Below are 20,622 nucleotides of genomic sequence, written 5' to 3'. Positions count from 1 at the left end.
GTCAGCGCACCTTGGCAGCAGCTTGGGGCTGGAGTGCAATGCGGTCGCCTGCGCGCACGCCGCTCAACACCTCCACCATGTCGCCAGCGGGCCGCCCCAGGCGCACCTGCCGCAGCAGCGGTCGGCCCTGGCCATCCAGCACGTAGACGCCCGTCATTTCCGCGCGCCGCACCACCACACTGGCGGGTACCAGCAGCGGCCCTGAGGCAGTTGCTGTCGGTGAGGTAGTGCCCTTGCCCGCGTCGAGCCACAAGCGGGCGAACATTCCGGGTGCCACGCCCACCAGGCTGGCTGGCAGCTCTACGCGCACTTGCACCGTGTGGCTTTGTGCATCCACGGTGGGCAGCACCTGCACTTTGGATGCAGGGACCGCGATGCGCGAAGCGGAGACTCCCGGAATTTCCACCTGCAGCTCGCCAGTGCCTCCATCGCGCAGCGTGGCGGCCTGTTGCTGCCCCACATAGGCGGTAACGCGCATCAGCGAAGGGTCGTACACGGTCATCAGGGGTTTGCCCGGCATGGCCATGTCGCCCAGGGTGGCTGGCACATGGCCCACCACGCCCGCAAATGGCGCCTTGATGACGTAGAAGCCCGACTGCGTGGCGGCCGCACCGGCCTGCGCCAGCAGGGCCTGTACCTGCGACTGGCTGGCGCGCCACTGGGCCTCTGCCCGGTCCAGCGCTGCCTGGCTGATGTATTGCTTCTGGAACAGCTGCTTTTGGCGCTCGTATTCCTTGGTTGCGACGTTTTGGGCGGCGCGCGCGGCGTCCACCTGGGCCGCGCTGGCGGCGGCGCTCTGTTGCGCAGCGCGTGCGTCAATGCGTGCCAGCTCCTGGCCCGCCGTGACGCGGTCGCCCGCCTTGGCGGAAAGACTGGTCACCGCACCCTGTACCTGGGCGGAGAGGGTGGCGTCCCTCACGGCCTCGACCTGGGCGTCCACACTGCTCGCCAGCTGGGCGGCAGCGGGCTTGACGGTAAAGGTGGCGACCGGCAGCGCAGCGGTGTCGCCAGCCGCCCAGGCGCCGGACACGGCCAGGGAAAGCGCTGCGGTCAACAGGGTCAGGGACTTCATGGCGGCTCCAGGGAATCTTTGTGAGATTGATTATTTAACTAATCAGCTAATTAGTCAATAATGTATCATGTGTTCCCAATGCACGGAGATCCCGCGATGAAAGAGATGCCCCCCGAAGCGCTTGAGCAGGTCGCTGCCTACTTCCAGGTTCTTGCCGAACCCACGCGGCTGCGCATCCTCAATTTGCTGCGGGACGGAGAGAAAAACGTGGGAGACCTGGCGCAGCAATGTGGCTACACGGCGGCCAATGTCTCCAGGCATCTGTCGTTGATGACCAAGCACGGCCTTGTGGCCCGCGAGGGGCGGGGGACCAGCGTGTACTACCGGCTGACCGATGAGTCGGTCGATGCCTTGTGTGATCTGGTCTGCGGCAATATTGCACGCCAGCTGGAGCGGGACTCGGCGGCGCGTGCCGCGTTTCAGGTGGTGCGCTGAGCCTAGCCCACCAGGTTTCTGGGTGCAGTGGCCCGCCTAAAAAACGCCCAGCGCCAAACCCTGCGCCATCGCTTCGCCCAAGGCTTGGCAGCGTTCGAGTTCATCGCTGTCGATGCTCTTCCTGGCCAGAATCGCTTCTGGCGTCTGCGCGTGGGTGCAGACAATGAGGGGCTCTGCGATGGCCCGCAGGCGCCAGCCGGTCGCAATGCGTTCCATCTGCCGGGCCGCGTTGTGTCCATCGCTGCCTGCGCAGACCAGGCATGCATAGGGGCGACCATTGACGTGGTCGAGCACGGCGTAGTAGCTGCGGTCAAAAAAATCCTTGAGTTGCCCGCTGATGGCAGCAAGGTTCTCCGGGGTGGCAAAAATGAACCCGTCCGCGCCCAGCACGTCTGCGGCGCCAGCCTGTGCTGCATGCAGCAGTCGCACTTGAACGGCCCCATCCTTGTCGGCGCACGCGCCTGCCCGTGCTGCCTCTGCCATCTGGCGCGTGCCATCCGTCATCGAGTGGTAAACGATCAACAAGGTCTTGCGGGGGCTCATGGGTAAAGCATAGCCCCTCGCCCTGTGGCCCTTGAAGACCTGCGTGCTGCCATGCAGGGGCGGCCCCATTGACCCGCATTCGAGAAGCGCGTTCAATCCGCCAAGATGCCCGGTTGGTTGCAAATTGTCGCAATTGGTGCGAAGCCCAGGGGGCAGTGCTAGAGCGCCGCCGCAACGCAGATTTCTTCCTTGCAGAGGTGACACCATGAGCATTGCCAGACGCCTTCATGCCATTTCCTTCCTGCTGATTGCGGGACTGGCCGGGATCGCCATACTGGCCTGGATCTATCTGGGTGAGGTCAATCACCAGACCGAACTGGTGGCCCGGGAAGAGGTGCCGCGCCAGATTCAGGCCAGTGCCATGGAGCTGAACGTCACGCGGGTTTCCTTGCAGGTTCGCCATGCCATCCTGGTCCGCACACCCGAAGACCTGGCCGCCACGCTCGCAGATATCGGCGAGAAAAGGCGCCTGATTGACAAAGACCTTGCGGGCTTCCAGCAAGCAGCAGATTCGGCATCGGAAAAGGCACTGAGTGCCGAATTGACCCAAGGACTTGAAGCTTTCTGGCGGGTTGCCGAGCAGAACCTGCAGTTGATCAAGGAAGGAAAGAAGGAGCCAGCGTTTGACTTCCTGGTCGCGTCCACGATACCTACGCGCAATGTGGTGCTGGCCGTTCTTGCCAAGGAGAAGGAACACCAGTCCAAGCTGCTCGATGCCAGCCTTGCCGAGATTGGGCGGGACGTCAAGCTGACCTTGCGTGCGTTGGTGAGCTCCGTTGTGGTGGTGGCTATCGGGCTGCTGCTGTTTTCGTGGCACATCGGCGCTACGCTCCTGCGCCGGGTTGCCGAGTCACAAGCCGTGGCTGACCGCGTGCGCAATGGCGACCTCACCACAGCGGTGGTGGATGCGTCGCGGGATGAATTCAGCCCCCTGCTGGCAGCGCTGGCCGTGATGCAGGACTCGCTGACCCGTATCGTCAGCCAGGTGCGCAGTGGTTCGGAAACCGTGGCGGCGGCCAGCGCGCAGATATCCATCGGCAACAGCGACCTTTCCACCCGGACGGAGAACCAGGCCAGTGCGCTGGAGCAGACCGCTGCCGCCATGGAGGAACTCAATTCCACGGTGCAAAACAATGCGCAGAATGCACGCCAGGCCAATGCCCTCGCCCAGAGTGCATCCACGGTGGCCAAGCAGGGGGGCGATGTGGTGTCGAAAGTGGTGGACACCATGAGCGGCATCAACGAAAGCTCCAAGAAGATTTCCGAAATCATCGGTGTCATTGACGGGATCGCGTTCCAGACCAACATCCTGGCCCTGAATGCGGCCGTGGAGGCCGCCAGGGCGGGTGAGCAGGGACGGGGTTTTGCCGTGGTGGCCTCGGAGGTGCGCAGCCTCGCGGCACGCTCTGCGGAGGCCGCCAAGGAGATCAAAACGCTCATTGCCACGAGTGTCGAGCGGGTTGAGGCTGGCACCGTGCTGGTCGGCACCGCCGGGCAGACCATGAAAGAGGTGGTCTCGTCCATTGAGCGGGTGACGGAGACGGTGGCGCAAATCAGCGCGGCCGGAACCGAGCAAAGCGAAGGGGTGAACCAGGTCAATGTGGCGGTGAACCAGATGGACCAGGCCACCCAGCAAAACGCAGCGTTGGTGGAGGAGATGGCCGCAGCAGCCTCCAGCCTGAGCACCCAGTCGAGGAAGTTGGTGGAAACGGTCGCGACGTTCAAGCTCTCTGGCGCTGCCCAGCCACTGGAATCGGGGCAGCCTGCGGGCCAGCGTTTGATGCTGGCCTGACCATCAGTGCCCTGACGACAGGCCCCGGGCGGAGTGCTGTAAATCAGGGTTGATGAGCCGCTCCTTGCGCAGGGCCAGCTTGCGGTACAGCGTCTGGCGGCTGATGCCCAGGGTGCGCGCTGCGTGGCTCATGTTGCCGCGGCAACTCTCCAGCGCCTGCTGGATGGCCGATTGAGACAGTTCATCCAGGTTTTGCGGAGGGCGCTCCGGGGTGGTCGGGGTGGCAAAACGATCCACGTTTTGCAGTTCTTCCAGAAAGTCGTCCGACAGGTGGTGCCATTCCACCATCTCCTCGTGCGCCTCCAGCATGGCGCAGGCGGTGCGCAGCACGCTGGCGCATTGGCGCAGATTGCCCGGCCAACGGTATTTTTCCAGCGCTGCCGTCAACGAAGGGTCCAGGCGCAAGGGGCGGGCGGGTTCAATGTCCTGGAGCATGCGCTGGCTCAGCGCTTCGAAGTCGGTGCGCTCGCGCAGGGGGGGCAGCTCGACCGCCAGACCGTTGATCCGGTAGTACAGGTCGGTGCGAAACCGCCCCTGCTCCGCCTCTTCGCGCAGCTTGCGGTTGGAGGCGCAGATGAGGGCAAAGTCCACGGCAACTGGCTGCGCGCTGCCCAGTGGAACCACCTGCCGCTCCTGCAGCACGCGCAGCAGTCGCGTCTGGAGGGCCAGTGGCATGTCGCCAATCTCATCCAGAAACAGCGTGCCGCCATGGGCTTCGCGCAGCAGGCCCAGGCGCCCCTCCCGACGGCCGCCGGTAAACGCCCCGGGGCTGTAGCCAAACAGCTCGGACTCGATCAGCGACTCGGGCATTGCGGCGCAGTTGATGGCGATGAAGGGGCCGTCGCGGCGCGGGCCACTTTGGTGTGCACTGCGCGCAAACCACTCCTTGCCCACCCCGGATTCGCCCTGGACGAGCAGGGCGATGGGCTTACCCAGAATGCGCCGTGTTTTGGCGGCCGCTGCGCGCCAGCGGGCATCGCCGGTGTCCAGCTGGGCCAGCGCATCCTCTGGGGGGCGGGTGGGCGCCGATGGGGCCAGGGTCCGCACCGTGCGCTTGTCGGGCACTGGCAGCCCAAAAAGCGGGGCGCCATCGTGCCGCCGCAAGGACAGCGGCGCGTCGGGCCGGCGGTGGTGGCGCGCCAGAAGCTCTTGCAGGCCCACGTTCAGGATCTGGTCCAGTGAGATGCTGCCCAGCTGCGCCACCGAAATGCGCAGCAGCGCCAGCGCACTGCGGTTGCCGCCCACCACCCAGCCGTCTTCCGACACCAGCGCGATGCCTTCGGCCACAGTGCCAATGCCCTCGGGGTGCGTGTGCAGGTGCAGGCGGACATGGCGCTGGCTGCCCGACACCAGCAGCCGGTTTTCGATCATGTGGGCGGCGGTGCTGACCAGCCCCAGCGTGTGCGGATTGCCCCGGCTGTGTTCGCTGGAGATGTCCAGAATGCCCAGTATCTGCCCGGTGGCAGACAGGATGGGTGCGGCGGCGCAGGTCAGAAAGCCGTTGCGCTCCAGAAAATGTTCTGCACCGTGCACTTCCACGGGCGCCATTTCGGCCAGCGCGGTGCCGATGGCGTTGGTGCCGCGCTGCTTTTCGTGCCACGAGGCGCCACTGGTCAGGGCCACCCGTTCGGCCTTGCCCAGAAAGTAGGCGTCACCACAGGTGTCTACCAGCGTGCCGCAGGGGCTGGCCAGCACCACCACGCTCTGGCTGTCGCGTACCTGCTCAAACAGGTACTCCATCACGGGGCGCGAATGCGCCAGCAACTCCTGGTGGTGGCCGCGCAACTGCCGCAAGGCCTGATGTTCCAGGTTGTCGGGGTTGCCCAGCCGCCCGGTGGGCAGCAGGCCGCTGTCCAGGCTGCGCTGCCACGACCGTGCCAGGCGCTCGTCCACGAGGCCGATGGGGCATTGGCCTGATTCCAGCAGGTGCTGGCGGGCTTGCCGCAGTGCCACAGATGTGGAAGTGGATCGCATGGTGTTTGTCTCCTGCCCGGGCGTCATGAACGCGCCCTGTTTGAAAGCCAGTATGGCGGTGGCGAGAGGCCAGGGCAATAGCAAGCGTTGAGGGGCCGCTTCAACTGTTCCATTTCGTGACAGGTGTCGCGTTCTGGAGCGGACACCTTAACGCCCGGTGGGCTGCGTTTTCTTGAGCGCGCGCAAACAAAACCATAAAAATCAAACACTTAGCCAATGGGGCAGGTTGGCACGGGTTTTGAGTCATGTCCTTTATCTGGCGGCGCGGTGTGCCGCACAGATGTCCACAAATCCACCGGAGACAGACACCATGACCGTTTACGCAGCCCCCGGCGCCGCTGGCGCCAAGATCGCCTACAAGCCCCAGTACAACAACTTCATCGGCGGCCAGTTTGTGCCCCCGGTCAAGGGCCAATACTTTGATGTGATCTCGCCCGTCAACGGCAAGGTCTACACCCAGGCCGCCCGCTCCACCGCCGAAGACATCGAGCTGGCGCTGGACGCCGCCCACGCCGCTGCCGACGCCTGGGGCAAGACCGACGCCGCCACGCGCAGCAATATCCTGCTGAAGATTGCCGACCGCATCGAGCAGAACCTGGAGCTGCTGGCCTATGCGGAAACCGTGGACAACGGCAAGGCCATCCGCGAAACGCTGAACGCCGACATCCCACTCACCGTGGACCACTTCCGCTACTTTGCGGGATGCGTGCGTGCGCAGGAAGGCGCCCTCTCCAACATCGACGAGAACACCGTGGCGTACCACATCCAGGAACCACTGGGTGTGGTGGGCCAGATCATTCCGTGGAACTTCCCCATCCTGATGGCGGCGTGGAAACTGGCGCCTGCCCTGGGCGCGGGCAATTGCGTGGTGCTCAAGCCTGCAGAGTCCACCCCCATTTCCATCCTCATCCTGGCCGAGCTGATTGCCGACTTGCTGCCGCCCGGCGTGCTCAACATCGTCAACGGCTATGGCCGTGAGGCGGGCATGCCGCTGGCCACCAGCAAGCGCATTGCCAAGATCGCCTTCACCGGTTCCACCAGCACCGGCCGCGTGATTGCACAGGCCGCCGCCAACAACCTGATTCCCGCCACGCTGGAGCTGGGCGGCAAGAGCCCCAACGTGTTCTTCGCCGACATCATGGACAAGGACGATGCCTTCCTCGACAAGTGTGTGGAAGGCCTGGTGCTGTTCGCGTTCAACCAGGGCGAGGTCTGCACCTGCCCCAGCCGAGCGCTGATCCAGGAAAGCATCTACGACAAATTCATGGAGCGTGTCTTGAAGCGCGTGACGGCCATCAAACATGCCAACCCGCTGGACTCCGACAGCATGATGGGCGCGCAGGCATCCAAGGAACAGCTGACCAAGATCCTGTCGTACCTGGAACTGGGCAAGGCCGAAGGCGCCGAAGTCCTGGCTGGCGGTGGCCAGGCCCACCTGGGTGGCGACCTGGAAGGCGGCTACTACGTGCAGCCCACGCTGTTCAAGGGCCACAACAAGATGCGCATCTTCCAGGAAGAAATCTTTGGTCCCGTGCTGGCCGTGACCACCTTCAAGGACGAAGCCGAAGCGCTGGCCATTGCCAACGACACGCTGTACGGCCTGGGGGCGGGCGTGTGGAGCCGCAACGGCAATGTGGCCTACCGCATGGGCCGCGCTATCAAGGCCGGGCGGGTGTGGACCAACTGCTACCACGCCTACCCGGCGCACGCGGCGTTTGGCGGCTACAAGGAATCGGGCATTGGGCGCGAAACGCACAAGATGATGCTGGACCATTACCAGCAAACCAAGAATCTTTTGGTTTCGTACTCGGAAAACAAGCTCGGCTTCTTCTGATGGTGGTGGCGGTCCACAGACCGTCCCTGGCGTCGTTGCTCTCCCTTGCCGTAGCGTTGCTACTGTCTGCGGGAGAGACGCCTAGCCAGGAACGGCCTGTGAACCGCTGGTGACGCTGCGGCAGAGTCGTTCTGCGGCAGCTTTTTGCATTGGCGCACCAGGAGATCACCATGGTCGAGAGAGTCATTGCCACCGACACAGCCCTGGCGCTGATTGCGCAGCTGCAGGCGCAGCATGGGAGTGTGATGTTTCACCAGTCGGGTGGCTGCTGCGACAACAGTGCGGCCAATTGCTATCTGCCCACCGATCTGACCATTGGGGCGGGGGATGTCTTGCTGGGGCATGTGGGCGGCGCGCCGTTTTACATCGGTAAATCGCAGTACGAGTACTGGAAGCACACGCAGCTCATTCTGGATGTGATTGACGGGCACGGCGGCACGTTTTCGCTGGAGGGCAGCACCGGCAAGGCTTTCCACACCCGCTCGCGCCTGTTCACGGACGAGGAGTGGGCTGGGATTGAACCGCTGGTCGCCCGCGATCTGGCGTGATGTGAGGCGGTGCTCTCTTCACGCGCCGTCGCCGGCGTTGCCCGTGATCGGCAGCACCGTGCCGGTGATGTAGCTGGAGCAGCACGGCGCTGCAAGAAACACGTAGGCGGGTGAAATCTCCTCGGGCTGCGCCGGGCGGCCCAGGTGGGTCTTTGCACCAAATTTTTCGATGTCGTCTGGCGCCTTGTCCGCTGGGTTGAGCGGGGTCCATACCGGCCCGGGGGCGACAGCGTTCACTCGGATGCCTTGGTCGGCAAGGTTGTGGGCCAGGGCCTTGGTGAACGCATGGATGGCCCCCTTGGTGGCAGAGTAGTCGATCAGTTCCTTGCTGCCGCGCAGCCCGGTGACGGAGCCGGTGTTGATGATCGAGTCACCCCGGTGCAGGTGGGGCAGGGCTGCCTTGGCCATGTGGAAGTAGCCGTAGATATTGGTCTGGAACGTTTCGTCAAAACGCTCGGCCGTCAGTTCTTCCAGGGATGCCGCATGCTCCTGGAATGCCGCGTTGTTGACCAGCACATTGAGCTTGCCAAACGCCGTGACCACCTGCCGTACGGCATCCGCGCAGTACGCAGCGTCTTTGACGTCGCCGGGGATCAGAATGCACCGGCCGCCTTCGGCCTCCACCAGCTGGCGAGTCTGCTCGGCATCTTCATGTTCCGCCAGGTACGCAATGGCAACGTCCGCGCCCTCGCGGGCAAACAGCACGGCCACCGCGCGGCCAATGCCCGAGTCACCGCCAGTGACCAGGGTAGAGAACCCTTTGAGTTTGTCGCTGCCCCGGTAGTGGGCTGCCTCGAACTGGGGCTTGAGTTCCATGTCCGCCTCCAGGCCCGGTTTTGTGAGGTGCTGGTCGGGCAGCGGAGGTGCCGGTTCCGCATGACCTGGCCCCGGTGCCGCTGGACTGCCTTTGCCCTGCGTGGGTCGTGCCTTGCTCTTTGGAGGCTGGTGTGTGTCGTGGCGGTCCTGCTCGGTCTGGATCCGCCTCTGCTTCTGGACCGTTGCATGGACCGCTGTGTCGGAAGGGGGCGTTTTGGATGTGTTCATGGCAGAGGGTGCTGGCTCAATGAATGAAAGAAAAACGAAGCGCAGTGGTGTGGCGCGCTGAATGAAGGCCGCAACAGGGGCAAAAAGTAAGGCCGCGCTGCTTCCGGGGTGGAGGCAGCGCGGCCCGAGGTCACAAGGCGGACGCCCCACCGCCGGCTTGCGGCTTGGCGTGCGCCCGTTTGGCCTGTATCAGTCTCACGGCAAGGCGCCGCTCGACGGATCAGCGCTGGTTCTGGGGTGTGCGGCGGGAAGAATCGCCATGTTGCTCACGGCTTCCCTGATTGCCGCTGGAGCCCGAAGGGTCGTTCTGCCCCTGCTGGCGGTTGCCGGATGGGTCGTTGCTTTGCTCGGCCTGCCGGCTGCCCTGGTTCTTGCGCTGGGAGTCGTTGTTGTCGGTGTGCTGGTTCTGGCCTTGAGGGTTGTTGCTGGACATTGATATCTCCTGGTGAAAGAAAAGAAAAATTGCACACGGGGGCCGTGTGTGAATTCATTCTCAAAATGCACCAGGGCAATTTCTGTAGTCCCTGTCCTATAGGCGGGTCGTCCTTTTTCCATCTGCCGTAAGCAAACGCACACCAGGTTTCTGCATCTTGCGAGGCGCGCAAAGGTGCGTGGGATTCTTCTGGATAGTGCAGCGTGGCGCTGTGGCTGTGCTGGCGGGAAGTGCGGGGCGCGTGCGCTAAAGTGAGCCGTTCATTTCTCGCCTGACTATGCGCAACTGCTGCGAGCGTGGTGGATGGTTTAAATGCTATAAAAATAATAGCTGTTTGCGCTTATCCATCAAGCGCTGGGGCCCTATTGCACTCTAAATTTGATGCGCAGTCCGACCAACCTGGAGGCGCACCACCACCAGTGCGCTTCCCGTGCCGCCGGCCTACGGGCCGGCGGCGATGCAGCTCAGTAGGTCTCCAGGTGCAACCGTCCTTCGCGCTGGAGTGCGGCGCCCACAGCGTCCCACTCCAGTCCGGCTTCGCTGGCGATGTCGCGCAGGGCCATCACCACGCCTTCTTCCATGCTCTTCAGGCCGCAGACATAGAAGTGGCTGTTGCCGTCGCGCAGCAGCGCAGCCAGGTCAGCGGCGCGCTCGCGCATCAGGTCTTGCACATAGCGCTTGGGCTGCCCGGCGGTGCGGGAGAACGCCAGGTTGATGTCGATGAAATCCTTGGGGAGGTTTTGCAGCGGGCCAAAGTACGGCAGCTCCTGCTGCGTGCGTGCGCCGAAGAACAGCATGAGCTTGCCGCCTTCAAACTTGCCGCTGCTGCGCAGGCGCCGACGCCATTCGGTCATCGCGCGCATGGGGGCGCTGCCGGTGCCGGTGCAGATCATCACGATGTGCGAGCGCGGGTGGTTGGGCATCAGGAAGGAGCTTCCAAACGGCCCCACCACCTGGACCTTATCGCCCACTTTCAGGTCGCACACGAAGTTGGAAGCGATGCCGCGCACGGCGTTGCCGTCGTGGTCGGTGGTCACGCGCTTTACCGTGAGTGCCAGGTTGTTATAGCCGGGCCGCTCGCCATTGCGCGGGCTGGCGATGGAGTACTGGCGCGCGTGGTGCGCCTTGCCCAGCGCGTCGGTGCCGGGCGGGATGATGCCGATGGACTGCCCCTCCAGCACCGGGAACGGCATGCTGCCGAAGTCGAGCACCACGTGGTGCGTCTCGCTCTCAAAGCCCGCCTCGGTGCAGTTGAAGTTGCCAACCACGGTGGCGGTGGTGGGGCTCCTCGGGGGGAACAGGTTGGTGTAGGGGTGTGCGGCCGACCAAGGTGGCACCGTGGCGCCGTACTGCGCCGAGCGGAACGCCTGCGCACCCGGCTCCATGGGCGTGGTCGGTGCAGCCACTGCAGACGGCAGCTTTGTATCCCCGGCTGAAGTCGCCCCGCCCTCAGCGGCCAGCTCATCGGGTGTGAGTTCGGGCGGCAGTTCTTCCCAGGTGAGCTGTTCTTCGATGCTGTAGGCACGTGCCAGCGGCATGGTGCGCCAGTTGTCGATGGAGCCGGTAGGGCAGGGCGAGATGCAGGCCATGCAGCCGTTGCAAACATCGGCGCGCACCACGTAGTTGTTGTCGTCGTGTGTGATGGCACCCACCGGGCAGGTGGCCTCGCAGGTGTTGCAGCGGATGCAGATCTCGGGGTCGATCAGGTGCTGCTTCAGGATGCCGTTGTCGATCAGCGTGGTGGTGGTCATGCCCATATTCTTCTTCCAACAGTTGTTCCGGTGCCATGTCCCTGCGCCATTGCGCGCAGCGGTAAGCAGTGGCGCGACCTGATGCCAGTGCCATCGCGGAACCGGCTTTGCCGGGCCGCTGGAGGTGTCCCCTTCAGGGGGAAAACGCGCAGCGGCTCAGGGGGATCAACCAAACCGCACGTATTCGAAATCGACGGGCTGGCGGTTGATGCCCATGACCGGCGGCGCGATCCAGCCCGCAAACTTGCCGGGCTCCACCACGCGCCCCATCAGCGAGGCAACGAAGGCAAAGTCCTCGGGCGTGGGCAGCCACTCGGCCTTGCGGGCTGTCCATTCGGCTTCGCTCACCACGCGGCCGTCGGGTGACATCTTGATGCCCGCCAGCGCCCCGATCTGGCGGTTGAAGGCCTTGTGTGGCACGGCCAGGCGCGTGGGGATGCCGGCCTTTTCCAGCACCTTGTTCCAGCGACCTACGCCCGCCATCGAGTCCTTGATGAAATCGTCGCGCAGCACCTCGTTCAAGGCGTTGAGCATGGGCACTTCCTTCTCCTGCAACTGGCCGTTGACAACTTCCAGCACCTTGTAGGTCTGGCCCTTGAGGATGTGGTCGTCACTCCGCTTGCCCTCTTCGTAGCGGCCCTTGAGGCCGGAGCTATAGAACGTGGCGGCGTTGCTGGACTGGTCGGCACCGAACAGGTCGATGGTTACGCTGTAGTGGAAGTTCAGGTAACGCTGGATGGTAGGCAGGTCGATGGCACCGGCCGCGCGCACCCGGGCGGGGTCGTCGGTCTTGAGGTCGTTCATTACCTGCGCGGTGCGGCTGAGCACGCGCGAGATGCCGCTTTCGCCCACAAACATGTGGTGCGCCTCTTCGGTCAGCATGAACTTGGTGGTGCGCGCCAGCGGGTCGAAGGCACTCTCGGCCAGCGCTGCCAGCTGGAACTTGCCGTCACGGTCGGTGAAGTAGGTGAACATGAAGAACGCCAGCCAGTCGGGCGTCTTCTCGTTGAACGCGCCCAGAATGCGTGGGTTGTCCACGTCGCCCGAGGTGCGCTGCAGCAGTGCCTCGGCCTCTTCGCGGCCGTCGCGGCCAAAGTGCTTGTGCAGCAGGTAGACCATGGCCCACAGGTGGCGGCCTTCTTCCACATTGATCTGGAACAGGTTGCGCAGGTCGTACATGCTGGGCGCCGTCAGGCCCAGGTGGCGCTGCTGCTCGACCGAGGCGGGCTCGGTGTCGCCCTGCGTCACGATGATGCGGCGCAGGTTGGCGCGGTGCTCGCCGGGCACGTCCTGCCAGGCCTTTTCGCCCTTGTGGTCACCAAAGTGGATTTCGCGGTTGGCGTCACCGGGGTTCAAAAAGATGCCCCAGCGGTAGTCGCGCATCTTCACGTGGCCGAACTGCGCCCAGCCGTTGGGGTCCACGCTCACGGCGGTGCGCAGGTACACCTCGTGGTTGGTGGAGCCCTCGGGGCCCACGTCGTCCCACCAGTTGATGAAGTTGGGCTGCCAGCCTTCGAGCGCGCGCTGCAACGTGCGGTCTTCGCCGAGGTTGACGTTGTTGGGGATCTTCTCGCTGTAGTTGATGGTGCTCATGGATGTCTCCTCGTTGGATGGAAAACCGAACGGTCGGGGTTGGGGCTAGACGCGATTCAAGTCGAAACCGGCTTTCTGGCCCGTGCCATAGACCTTGAGCGCGCCTTTGTCGCCCACGGCGTTCGGGCGGTTGAAGATCCAGTTCTGCCAGGCGGTCAGGCGGCCGAAGATGCGTGTGTTCATGTTCTCCTTGCTGGCAAAGCGCAGATTGGCCTCCAGCCCGGTGAGCGAGTCGGGCGACATGGCCGCGCGTTCTTCGATGGCGATGCGGATCTCGTCGTCCCAGTCGATGTCATCTGGGGCGGCGGTGACCAGGCCGAGTGCCAGAGCGGCATCGGCGTCCAGTGGCTTGCCGGCGGCCGAGCGGGCTGCCTCCATGGGCGTGGCTTCTTCGTAAAAGCGGCGTTGCAGGCGGCTCTGGTCGTTCACCATCGGCAGCAGGCCGAAGTTGAATTCGTTGAGCGTGATCTTGGGCGCGCGCTCGGCATCGTCGGGCAGGGCGAGCATGTAGGTGCGGTCGGCCGCAAACGCCAGTTCTGCCAAGGAGCCTGCAAAGGCCGAGCCGGATTCGACCAGCGCAAACAGGCTGCGCGACGACACATCCAGCCGTGCAAAGGTGCGGCGCAGTGCGCCAATGGTTTCGCGCACGAGCCAGTGGTCCTGGTGCGCGATCAGCGTGGCATCGCTGGCCAGCACGGCCTGGGCATCACCTTCGGTCTTGAGCAGCCAGGTGCCGATATCGAGCTCGTTGGTACGCAGGTTCAGGATGGCGTCGTCCAGCTGGCGCGCCAGGGCCAGCGGCCACCAGGCGGCGCCTGCGGCTTCGATGCCAGCGATGTCCGTGGGTTGCGCGCCGGTGGGGGCCTTCAGCGTGAGCGTGGCGGTGCGGCGGGTGCGGTCGATGTCCACGCTGACGTGTGCGTAGCGCAGGCTGTCGGCGCTTTCTTCGCGCTCCACGCGGGTCAGGGCCACGCCCTGCGCGCTGGTGGGGCGGGGGCTGCCTTCGGACAGGCGTGCGGCGGTTTCATCGACGGCGGCGGCAAATTGCGCGGGCTTGGCGATGCGATCCACCAGGCGCCAGTCCACCGCGCGTTGGCCGCGCACACCTTCCACGCTGGTGCAGAAGATGTCGGCCAGGTCGTGGCGCACATGGCGCTTGTCGGTCACGCGGGTCAGGCCGCCAGTGCCGGGCAGCACGCCCAGCAGCGGCACTTCAGGCAAAGACACGGCCGACGAGCGGTCGTCCACCAGCACGATCTCGTCGCAGGCCAGGGCCAGCTCATAGCCACCGCCCGCGCATGCGCCATTCACGGCGGCGACGAACTTCAGGCCCGAGTGTTTGGACGAATCCTCGATGCCGTTGCGCGTCTCGTTCGTGAATTTGCAGAAGTTCACCTTCCAGGCGTGGCTGGAGACACCCAGCATGAAGATGTTGGCGCCCGAGCAAAAGATGCGGTCCTTGGCGCTGGTGACGATGACGGTGCGCACCGTGGGGTGCTCGAAGCGGATGCGGTTGAGTGCGTCGTGTAGCTCGATGTCCACACCCAGGTCATAGCTGTTGAGCTTGAGCTTGTAGCCGGGGCGGATGCCACCGTCTTCGGCGATGTCGAGCGACAGGCGCGCCACCGGGCCGTCTACGGCCAGCGCCCAGTGGCGGTATTGGGTGGGATCGGTGCGGTAGTCCACGCGGGTGGGGGCGGGTGTGGTCATGGGGTCTCCATCCATCTGCTAACAGGAATAATAGTGCATTAAATGCATCGTTGATGTGCATCATCATGCATATCAATAGGCAAGTCAATGCATGTCGCTGTTTTCTGCGGATTTTTCTGAAACCACGCGGCGGCAGCCCCAGAGAGCTTCGAGGCTGTGGGCTGGTGGTGGGGAGGAGGTCAGCCTGGCCGGGCGGTCATCAGCTTGCGCACTCCGGTGCGCAGTTGCTGCAGGCTGTCTTCCAGGCTGCTCCCGGAGGTGTCGATGGTGAGGTCGGCTTTGGAATAGAAGGCCGCGCGCCCTTCCAGGATGCGGCGCAGGTCGTCCATGGCCTCCTTGCTGGCGGCCATGGGGCGCATATCGCCCTGGGCCAGCACGCGGCCCATGTGTTCCTCGGGTGCGGCGCGCAGCCACACGGTGGTGCAGTGCGCGAGCAGCTCGTTGAAGGTGGCGGGGTCCGAGACGATGCCACCGGGCGTGGCGATAACCACTTCGCTGTGGATCTGCACGGTTTCTTCGAGGGCGCGGCGTTCGTAGCGGCGGTAGGCCGTGGTGCCGTACAGGTCGTGGATCTCCCGCACGCTGCAGCCCGCCAGGGTTTCGATCTCGCGGCTCAGCTCAATAAAGGGCACGTCCAGGTCGCGCGCCAGCAGGGGGCCCAGGGTGGATTTGCCCGCGCCCCGCAAGCCAATGAGTGCGATGCGCCTGTGGCGTGCCGTGTCGCTGCCACCGCCGCTCAACAGTTCGTTCAGCGCCAGCCGCGCACGGCGCAGCTCGGGCTCGCTGCGGTGCTCCAGCAGCTCCCGGATCAGCAGCCATTCCGGCGAGCGTGTGGTGAAGTCGCCCACCAGCTCGGCCAGCGAGCAGTGCAGGGCGCCTGCCACTTGCTGAAGCACCAGGATGGACGCGTTGCCGGTGCCGTATTCGAGGTTGGCCAGATGCCGCTCGGACACGTCGGCCGCCACCGCCACGGCCTTGCGCGTGAGGCCGCGCTGTGCGCGCAGGTTGCGCACGCGCTCGCCCAGCGCGACCAGCAGGGGGTTCTTGGCCTCTTCCGCAGCCCCCGGCATGTTGTCGGCACGCGTGGAGAGCGCGGTTTCTGCGTCTTCTTGTTCGGTCATGCCCATCTTTCTTGGAACAGGTTCTTACAGCCCATTGGCGGGTATTGGTGGGTAGTGGCAGGTCGAGCGCGCTCTGGGGCGCTTCACCACGGCGCATTTCCACCCCTTCGGTGAAAACAATTTATGCACTATAGTGCTTGACATTCAACCATGCATTACCTATCGTTCATGTGCAAGCAAAATACTGCACATCTGAAAAATCCACAAGGATACAGATCAAAAAGGTGTGCGGGCCCCCATTTTCCTAGCCCCCGAGAAGCCATGCCCCACAAAGCCGCATTTCATCAAGCCCTGGTGGATCTGACCGCGCAGATCGCCGGGCGACCTCTGGATTCCGAACTGCAGGACTGGCTCAACCAGACCCATGGGCCTGACAGCGCTGCCTATGCAGGGCTCAAGGCGGCCTGCCTGGTGGGCGTGGAAGAGGGGTGGCTGTGCGACCGCGAAGGTGGCGGCATCCGCTACGGCCGCGTCTTCAAGGCTGACGATGCGCTGCACCGCTTTTCCGTCGATGTGGTGGACATGCAGGACATTGCGGGCCCTCACCACAGCCATCCGCTGGGGGAAATCGATTTGATCATGCCGCTCACGGCCGGTGCCACCTTCGACGGGCACCCCGCTGGGTGGTGCGTCTATCCACCGGCCAGCGCCCACCGCCCCACGGTGGCCCAGGGGCGTGCGCTGGTGCTCTATCTGCTGCCGGAGGGGCAGATCCAGTTCACACGTTAAAGCGGTCCCTCCTTTCTGGCGCTTCTCGCCATACCGATCCCTTTTTTTGAAAGACCTGCATGACTGAACTCCTGGCCAACTTTGCCGCTGGACGCTGGCAAACCGGAAACGGCCCGGGCACCGTGCTCAGCGACCCGGTGTTGGGCGACGCGCTGGTGCGCGTCGATTGCACGGGGCTGGATCTGCCGGAAGCCTTTGCCTTTGCACGGGATCGCGGCGCCGCCGCCTTGCGCGCCATGACCTACCGTGAGCGGGCCGCGCTACTGGCGGCGGTGGTGAAGGTACTGCAGGCACACCGTGAGAGTTACTACGACATTGCAACCGCCAACTCTGGCACGGTGAAGAACGATTCGGCGGTGGACATCGACGGCGGCATCTTCACCTTGGTCCAGTATGCGCGGTGGGGCGATGCGCTGGGTGATGTGCGGGTGTTGCGCGATGGCGACGCGGTCAAGCTGGGCAAGGAGCCGGTCTTTTTGTCGCAGCACCTGCAGGTGCCCACGCGGGGTGTGGCGCTGTTCATCAATGCCTTCAACTTTCCGGCCTGGGGGCTGTGGGAGAAGGCGGCGCCTGCGTTGCTGTCTGGCGTCCCGGTGATCGTCAAGCCCGCCACCGCCACGGCCTGGCTCACGCAGCGCATGGTGAAGGATGTGATCGATGCGGGCGTACTGCCTGCGGGGGCGCTGTCGGTCGTCGCGGGCAGCTCTGCGGGCTTGATGGACCAGCTGCAGCCTTTCGATGTGGTCTCCTTCACGGGCTCGGCGGAAACTGCGGCTGTCATCCGGTCGCACCCGGCCGTGGCGCACCGCTCCGTGCGGGCCAATATCGAGGCCGACAGCCTGAACTCTGCCCTCCTGCTGCCCGACGCCACCGTGGGCAGCGATGCCTTCAACCTGCTGGTGCGTGAAGTGGTGCGCGAGATGACGGTCAAGTCCGGGCAGAAGTGCACGGCGATCCGCCGCATTTTGGTGCCCGCTGCGGTATACGACGCTGCGGCCGAGGCCATCGGTGCCAAGCTCGCAGGCATCAGCGTGGGCAACCCGCGCAACGAGAGCGTGCGCATGGGTTCCCTGGTCAGCGCCGCGCAATTGCACGCGGTGCGCGAAGGTCTGGCCGCTTTGAGCGCCCACACCGACCTGCTGCACGATGGCCGCGCACGCCCGCTGGTGGATGCCGACCCTGCCGTAGCGGCCTGCATGGGGCCGGTGCTGCTGGGTGCGCGCGATGCCGATGCGGCATCTGCGGTGCATGACATGGAAGTATTCGGCCCTGTCGCCACGTTACTGCCCTACCGTGACCTGGACCATGCCCTGGCGCTGGCGCACAGGGGCCAAGGATCGCTGGTGACCTCGCTGTTTGGTGCTGACGAGGCAGCCTTGGCAGCTGCGGCCGTGCAGCTGGCCGCGAGCCACGGGCGTGTGCATGTCGTCACACCCGATGTGGCGCAGACTCACACAGGGCACGGCAATGTGATGCCCATGTCGCAGCACGGGGGGCCGGGGCGCGCTGGTGGTGGTGCAGAGCTGGGCGGCTTGCGTGCGCTCGACTTTTACCACCAGCGCAGTGCGGTGCAAGCCAGCCCAGGTGTGTTGGCATCGCTCGGTCTATGAGGCCTGCCAAGGCCTGTGAATTGCCCAGAACAATACGGAGACATCCCCATGACCAGCCTGCCAGAGCGATTCAATTTCGCCGAACATCTGTTCGACCTGAACCGGGCGCATACCGAGCGCACGGCCTACATCGACGACCGGGGGCGCCTGAGCTATGGCGATCTGGAAGACCGCGCCCGGCGGCTGGCCAGCGTGCTGGCTGAGGCGGGGGTGCGGCGCGAAGAGCGGGTGCTGCTGCTGATGCACGACACCAGCGACTGGCCCGTGTGCTTTCTGGGCTGCCTGTATGCAGGGGTGGTGCCGGTGGCGGTCAACACCCTGCTGACCGCAGACGACTATGCCTACATGTTGGCGCACAGCCGGGCGCAGGCTGCTCTGGTATCGGGGGCCTTGCTGCCTGTATTGTCCGAGGCCATGGCGCGCGGTCCTCATGAAGTGGGCACGCTGCTGGTATCGCTGCCGGTGGGCAAGCTGCATGCGGGCGCCCGCGATCTGGAGGCGGCCTTGAACAGTGCGTCTCCGGTGGCCGCACCAGCGCCCACCGGCGCGGACGACCCGGGCTTCTGGCTTTATTCGTCGGGCTCTACGGGCAAGCCCAAGGGCACGGTGCACACCCACGGCAACCTGTGGTGGACGGCCGAGTTGTATGGCAAGCCGGTGCTCGGCCTCACCCAGCAGGACGTCTGTTTCTCAGCCGCAAAGCTGTACTTCGCCTACGGCCTGGGCAATGCGCTCACCTTCCCGCTGTCCGTGGGCGCCACTGTGGTGCTGATGGCCGAGCGGCCCACGCCCGATGCCACCTTCAAGCGCTGGGTGGACCACCAGCCCACGGTGTTTTTTGGCGCGCCTACAGGCTTCGCGGGCATGCTCGCATCACCCCGGTTGCCAGCGCGTGCGGCGGTGGCGTTGCGCATGTGCTCCTCGGCAGGCGAGGCGCTGCCCGCAGAGATTGCGCAGCGCTTCAAGGCGCACTTTGGCTGCGACATCATCGATGGCATTGGCTCCACCGAGATGCTGCACATCTTTTTGTCCAACCGCCCGGGCGACATCCGTTATGGCACCACCGGCAAGCCCGTGCCGGGCTACGAGGTGCAACTACTTGGCGAGGACGGCCAGAGCGTGCCCGACGGCGAGGTGGGCGACCTCTACATCCGAGGCCCCAGCGCTGCTTTGATGTACTGGAACAACCGCGAGAAGACGCGCGACACCTTCCAGGGCGGGTGGACCAAAAGCGGAGACAAGTATGTGCGCGACGCGGACGGCTATTACACCTACGCAGGCCGCAGCGACGACATGCTCAAGGTCAGCGGCATCTACGTCTCGCCGTTCGAGGTGGAGGCCACGCTGATGCAGCACACCGCAGTGCTGGAGGCCGCCGTGATCGGCAAGCAGGACGCAGACGGCCTTACCAAGACGAAGGCGTTTGTGGTGCTCAAGGATGGCAAGGCCGCGACGCAGGACGAGCTCAAAGCCTTCGTGAAGGAGAAACTCGCGCCCTACAAGTATCCGCGTTTCATCGAGTTCGTACCGGAGCTGCCCAAGACCGCCACGGGCAAGATCCAGCGTTTCAGGCTGCGCGAGCTGGAGTCCCGGGCGTGAACGGGGGCATCAGCGGCGGTACCAGCAGTGCCTGCGAATTCGTCACGATCGACTGGCGCGGTCGGCCGGTGCAGGTGGAATACCAGTGGATCGCGCCCGAGCGCCGTTCCGCACCTTTGGTGGTGTTCTTGCACGAAGGGCTGGGTTCGGTGGCGATGTGGAAGGACTTCCCGCAGCAGCTTTGCGAGGCGGGAGGCTTTCGGGGTCTGGTGTTCTCGCGGCCGGGGTATGGGCGCTCCACACCACGAGCGCCCGACGAAGCCTGGGGTGTGGACTTCATGCACCGGCAGGCGCGGGAGGTATTGCCTGCTTTTTTGGAGGCTGTGGGCGTTAACGAGCCGCCTTGGTTTTTTGGCCACAGTGATGGCGCATCCATTGCCTTGCTGCATGCATCGATGTTCCCGCAGCGGGTCAGCGGTCTGGTGGTGTTGGCGCCCCACCTCTTTGTGGAGGATGTGACCATCCAGAACATCGAGCAGGCGCGGGATGCCTACGAGACCACCGACCTGCCCCGGAAGCTGGGCCGTTACCACGACGACCCGGACTCCGCTTTCTGGGGCTGGAACCGCATCTGGCTCGACCCGACATTTCGCGCGTGGAACATCGAAAAAGAGCTGGGCACCGTGTGTGTGCCCGTACTGGCCGTGCAGGGGCTCAATGACGAGTACGGCACGCTGGCCCAGATCCACGGCATTGCCGCCCGTGTGCCCGGAACGCAGCTGCTGGAACTGTCCGATTGCGCGCATTCACCCCACCGCGATCGTTCCGACGATGTGATCGCTGCGACCTTGACGTTCGTGATGGCAGCAGGCCGAAATCCGTGAACACCCGATA

General features: G+C 64.6%; 17 protein-coding genes. 8 read left to right on the top strand and 9 right to left on the bottom strand.

Annotated elements, in window-relative coordinates; translation table 11 throughout:
- Nucleotide 1: 1 nt before the first annotated feature.
- On the bottom strand, nucleotides 2-1,072 hold the full coding sequence (locus tag ACSQ22_RS25035; RefSeq protein WP_436131852.1) for an efflux RND transporter periplasmic adaptor subunit: 1,071 nt from the start codon (nucleotides 1,070-1,072) through the stop codon (nucleotides 2-4).
- A gap of 96 nt (nucleotides 1,073-1,168) precedes the next feature.
- Here ACSQ22_RS25035 and ACSQ22_RS25030 point away from each other — a divergent pair, with 96 nt between their 5' ends.
- Entirely contained in the window at nucleotides 1,169-1,507 is a 339-nt protein-coding gene (locus ACSQ22_RS25030) for an ArsR/SmtB family transcription factor (protein ID WP_055395322.1), read from the top strand.
- A gap of 36 nt (nucleotides 1,508-1,543) precedes the next feature.
- Here ACSQ22_RS25030 and ACSQ22_RS25025 read toward each other — a convergent pair whose 3' ends face one another.
- Entirely contained in the window at nucleotides 1,544-2,050 is a 507-nt protein-coding gene (locus tag ACSQ22_RS25025; RefSeq protein ID WP_436131851.1) for a flavodoxin family protein, read from the bottom strand.
- 205 nt (nucleotides 2,051-2,255) lie between these two features.
- On the opposite strand from ACSQ22_RS25025, the gene ACSQ22_RS25020 reads away from it, so the two are divergent.
- Nucleotides 2,256-3,842: a methyl-accepting chemotaxis protein gene (locus ACSQ22_RS25020; protein WP_436131850.1), complete on the top strand. Its 1,587-nt coding sequence runs from the start codon at nucleotides 2,256-2,258 to the stop codon at nucleotides 3,840-3,842.
- A gap of 3 nt (nucleotides 3,843-3,845) precedes the next feature.
- On the opposite strand, the gene ACSQ22_RS25015 is transcribed toward ACSQ22_RS25020, so the two are convergent.
- Entirely contained in the window at nucleotides 3,846-5,816 is a 1,971-nt protein-coding gene (locus ACSQ22_RS25015) for a sigma-54-dependent Fis family transcriptional regulator (protein ID WP_436131849.1), read from the bottom strand.
- Between the two features lie 310 nt (nucleotides 5,817-6,126).
- Here ACSQ22_RS25015 and exaC point away from each other — a divergent pair, with 310 nt between their 5' ends.
- Together exaC and ACSQ22_RS25005 are read left to right on the top strand one after the other, a co-directional pair.
- Entirely contained in the window at nucleotides 6,127-7,650 is a 1,524-nt protein-coding gene (gene exaC, locus ACSQ22_RS25010) for an acetaldehyde dehydrogenase ExaC (protein WP_436131848.1), read from the top strand.
- Between the two features lie 170 nt (nucleotides 7,651-7,820).
- On the top strand, nucleotides 7,821-8,198 hold the full coding sequence (locus tag ACSQ22_RS25005) for a DUF779 domain-containing protein (RefSeq protein WP_436131847.1): 378 nt from the start codon (nucleotides 7,821-7,823) through the stop codon (nucleotides 8,196-8,198).
- A gap of 18 nt (nucleotides 8,199-8,216) precedes the next feature.
- Here ACSQ22_RS25005 and ACSQ22_RS25000 read toward each other — a convergent pair whose 3' ends face one another.
- The 6 genes from ACSQ22_RS25000 to ACSQ22_RS24975 all read right to left on the bottom strand — a co-directional run bounded on the left by ACSQ22_RS25000 (nucleotide 8,217) and on the right by ACSQ22_RS24975 (nucleotide 15,850).
- Nucleotides 8,217-9,242: an SDR family oxidoreductase gene (locus ACSQ22_RS25000; protein WP_436131846.1), complete on the bottom strand. Its 1,026-nt coding sequence runs from the start codon at nucleotides 9,240-9,242 to the stop codon at nucleotides 8,217-8,219.
- 220 nt (nucleotides 9,243-9,462) lie between these two features.
- Nucleotides 9,463-9,675 (bottom strand): hypothetical protein, encoded by a 213-nt coding sequence (locus tag ACSQ22_RS24995; RefSeq protein WP_055395311.1) that lies wholly within the window; start codon nucleotides 9,673-9,675, stop codon nucleotides 9,463-9,465.
- Between the two features lie 464 nt (nucleotides 9,676-10,139).
- Nucleotides 10,140-11,426, bottom strand: coding sequence for a benzoyl-CoA 2,3-epoxidase subunit BoxA (gene boxA / locus ACSQ22_RS24990; protein WP_436131845.1), 1,287 nt, complete (start codon nucleotides 11,424-11,426; stop codon nucleotides 10,140-10,142).
- 165 nt (nucleotides 11,427-11,591) lie between these two features.
- Entirely contained in the window at nucleotides 11,592-13,019 is a 1,428-nt protein-coding gene (gene boxB, locus ACSQ22_RS24985) for a benzoyl-CoA 2,3-epoxidase subunit BoxB (RefSeq protein WP_431150729.1), read from the bottom strand.
- A 45-nt stretch (nucleotides 13,020-13,064) separates the two neighbouring features.
- The gene (boxC, locus tag ACSQ22_RS24980; RefSeq protein ID WP_436131844.1) at nucleotides 13,065-14,729 is read right to left on the bottom strand and encodes a 2,3-epoxybenzoyl-CoA dihydrolase; all 1,665 of its coding nucleotides are present in this window, start codon (nucleotides 14,727-14,729) and stop codon (nucleotides 13,065-13,067) included.
- 179 nt (nucleotides 14,730-14,908) lie between these two features.
- A complete protein-coding gene (locus ACSQ22_RS24975; RefSeq protein WP_436131843.1) occupies nucleotides 14,909-15,850 on the bottom strand; it encodes a helix-turn-helix transcriptional regulator in 942 nt (313 codons plus the stop codon).
- A 261-nt stretch (nucleotides 15,851-16,111) separates the two neighbouring features.
- Between ACSQ22_RS24975 and ACSQ22_RS24970 the strand changes: the two genes are divergently transcribed.
- Genes ACSQ22_RS24970 through ACSQ22_RS24955 form a run of 4 tightly spaced genes read left to right on the top strand, consistent with a single transcriptional unit; the run spans nucleotide 16,112 to nucleotide 20,612 of the window.
- The gene (locus ACSQ22_RS24970) at nucleotides 16,112-16,579 is read left to right on the top strand and encodes a 4-hydroxylaminobenzoate lyase (RefSeq protein ID WP_228896179.1); all 468 of its coding nucleotides are present in this window, start codon (nucleotides 16,112-16,114) and stop codon (nucleotides 16,577-16,579) included.
- Nucleotides 16,580-16,638: 59 nt separating this feature from the next.
- Nucleotides 16,639-18,189, top strand: coding sequence for a 3,4-dehydroadipyl-CoA semialdehyde dehydrogenase (locus ACSQ22_RS24965; protein WP_228896181.1), 1,551 nt, complete (start codon nucleotides 16,639-16,641; stop codon nucleotides 18,187-18,189).
- A gap of 48 nt (nucleotides 18,190-18,237) precedes the next feature.
- Nucleotides 18,238-19,788 carry a benzoate-CoA ligase family protein gene (locus tag ACSQ22_RS24960; RefSeq protein WP_436131842.1) on the top strand — a complete coding sequence of 517 codons (1,551 nt, stop codon included), beginning with the start codon at nucleotides 18,238-18,240 and terminating at the stop codon, nucleotides 19,786-19,788.
- Nucleotides 19,785-20,612, top strand: coding sequence for an alpha/beta fold hydrolase (locus tag ACSQ22_RS24955; protein WP_436131841.1), 828 nt, complete (start codon nucleotides 19,785-19,787; stop codon nucleotides 20,610-20,612). Before ACSQ22_RS24960 ends, ACSQ22_RS24955 begins: the two co-directional genes overlap by 4 nt.
- Nucleotides 20,613-20,622 lie beyond the last annotated feature (10 nt).

The sequence above is a fragment of the Acidovorax sp. LjRoot38 genome (assembly GCF_964252975.1).
Lineage (GTDB): Bacteria > Pseudomonadota > Gammaproteobacteria > Burkholderiales > Burkholderiaceae_C > Acidovorax > Acidovorax facilis.
Note: the sequence above shows the minus strand (reverse complement) of the source record. Positions and strands in the feature narration are given on the sequence as shown.

Excerpts from the sequence above, each read along its gene's own strand:
- ACSQ22_RS24970 (WP_228896179.1), top strand. The coding sequence starts at position 16,112 with ATGCCCCACAAAGCCGCATTTCATCAAGCCCTGGTGGATCTGACCGCG.
- ACSQ22_RS25030 (WP_055395322.1), top strand. The coding sequence starts at position 1,169 with ATGAAAGAGATGCCCCCCGAAGCGCTTGAGCAGGTCGCTGCCTACTTC.
- ACSQ22_RS25035 (WP_436131852.1), bottom strand. The coding sequence starts at position 1,072 with ATGAAGTCCCTGACCCTGTTGACCGCAGCGCTTTCCCTGGCCGTGTCC.
- ACSQ22_RS25005 (WP_436131847.1), top strand. The coding sequence starts at position 7,821 with ATGGTCGAGAGAGTCATTGCCACCGACACAGCCCTGGCGCTGATTGCG.
- ACSQ22_RS24965 (WP_228896181.1), top strand. The coding sequence starts at position 16,639 with ATGACTGAACTCCTGGCCAACTTTGCCGCTGGACGCTGGCAAACCGGA.
- boxA (WP_436131845.1), bottom strand. The coding sequence starts at position 11,426 with ATGACCACCACCACGCTGATCGACAACGGCATCCTGAAGCAGCACCTG.
- ACSQ22_RS25015 (WP_436131849.1), bottom strand. The coding sequence starts at position 5,816 with ATGCGATCCACTTCCACATCTGTGGCACTGCGGCAAGCCCGCCAGCAC.
- ACSQ22_RS24975 (WP_436131843.1), bottom strand. The coding sequence starts at position 15,850 with ATGACCGAACAAGAAGACGCAGAAACCGCGCTCTCCACGCGTGCCGAC.
- exaC (WP_436131848.1), top strand. The coding sequence starts at position 6,127 with ATGACCGTTTACGCAGCCCCCGGCGCCGCTGGCGCCAAGATCGCCTAC.
- boxC (WP_436131844.1), bottom strand. The coding sequence starts at position 14,729 with ATGACCACACCCGCCCCCACCCGCGTGGACTACCGCACCGATCCCACC.
- ACSQ22_RS25020 (WP_436131850.1), top strand. The coding sequence starts at position 2,256 with ATGAGCATTGCCAGACGCCTTCATGCCATTTCCTTCCTGCTGATTGCG.
- ACSQ22_RS24995 (WP_055395311.1), bottom strand. The coding sequence starts at position 9,675 with ATGTCCAGCAACAACCCTCAAGGCCAGAACCAGCACACCGACAACAAC.
- ACSQ22_RS25025 (WP_436131851.1), bottom strand. The coding sequence starts at position 2,050 with ATGAGCCCCCGCAAGACCTTGTTGATCGTTTACCACTCGATGACGGAT.
- ACSQ22_RS24960 (WP_436131842.1), top strand. The coding sequence starts at position 18,238 with ATGACCAGCCTGCCAGAGCGATTCAATTTCGCCGAACATCTGTTCGAC.
- boxB (WP_431150729.1), bottom strand. The coding sequence starts at position 13,019 with ATGAGCACCATCAACTACAGCGAGAAGATCCCCAACAACGTCAACCTC.
- ACSQ22_RS25000 (WP_436131846.1), bottom strand. The coding sequence starts at position 9,242 with ATGAACACATCCAAAACGCCCCCTTCCGACACAGCGGTCCATGCAACG.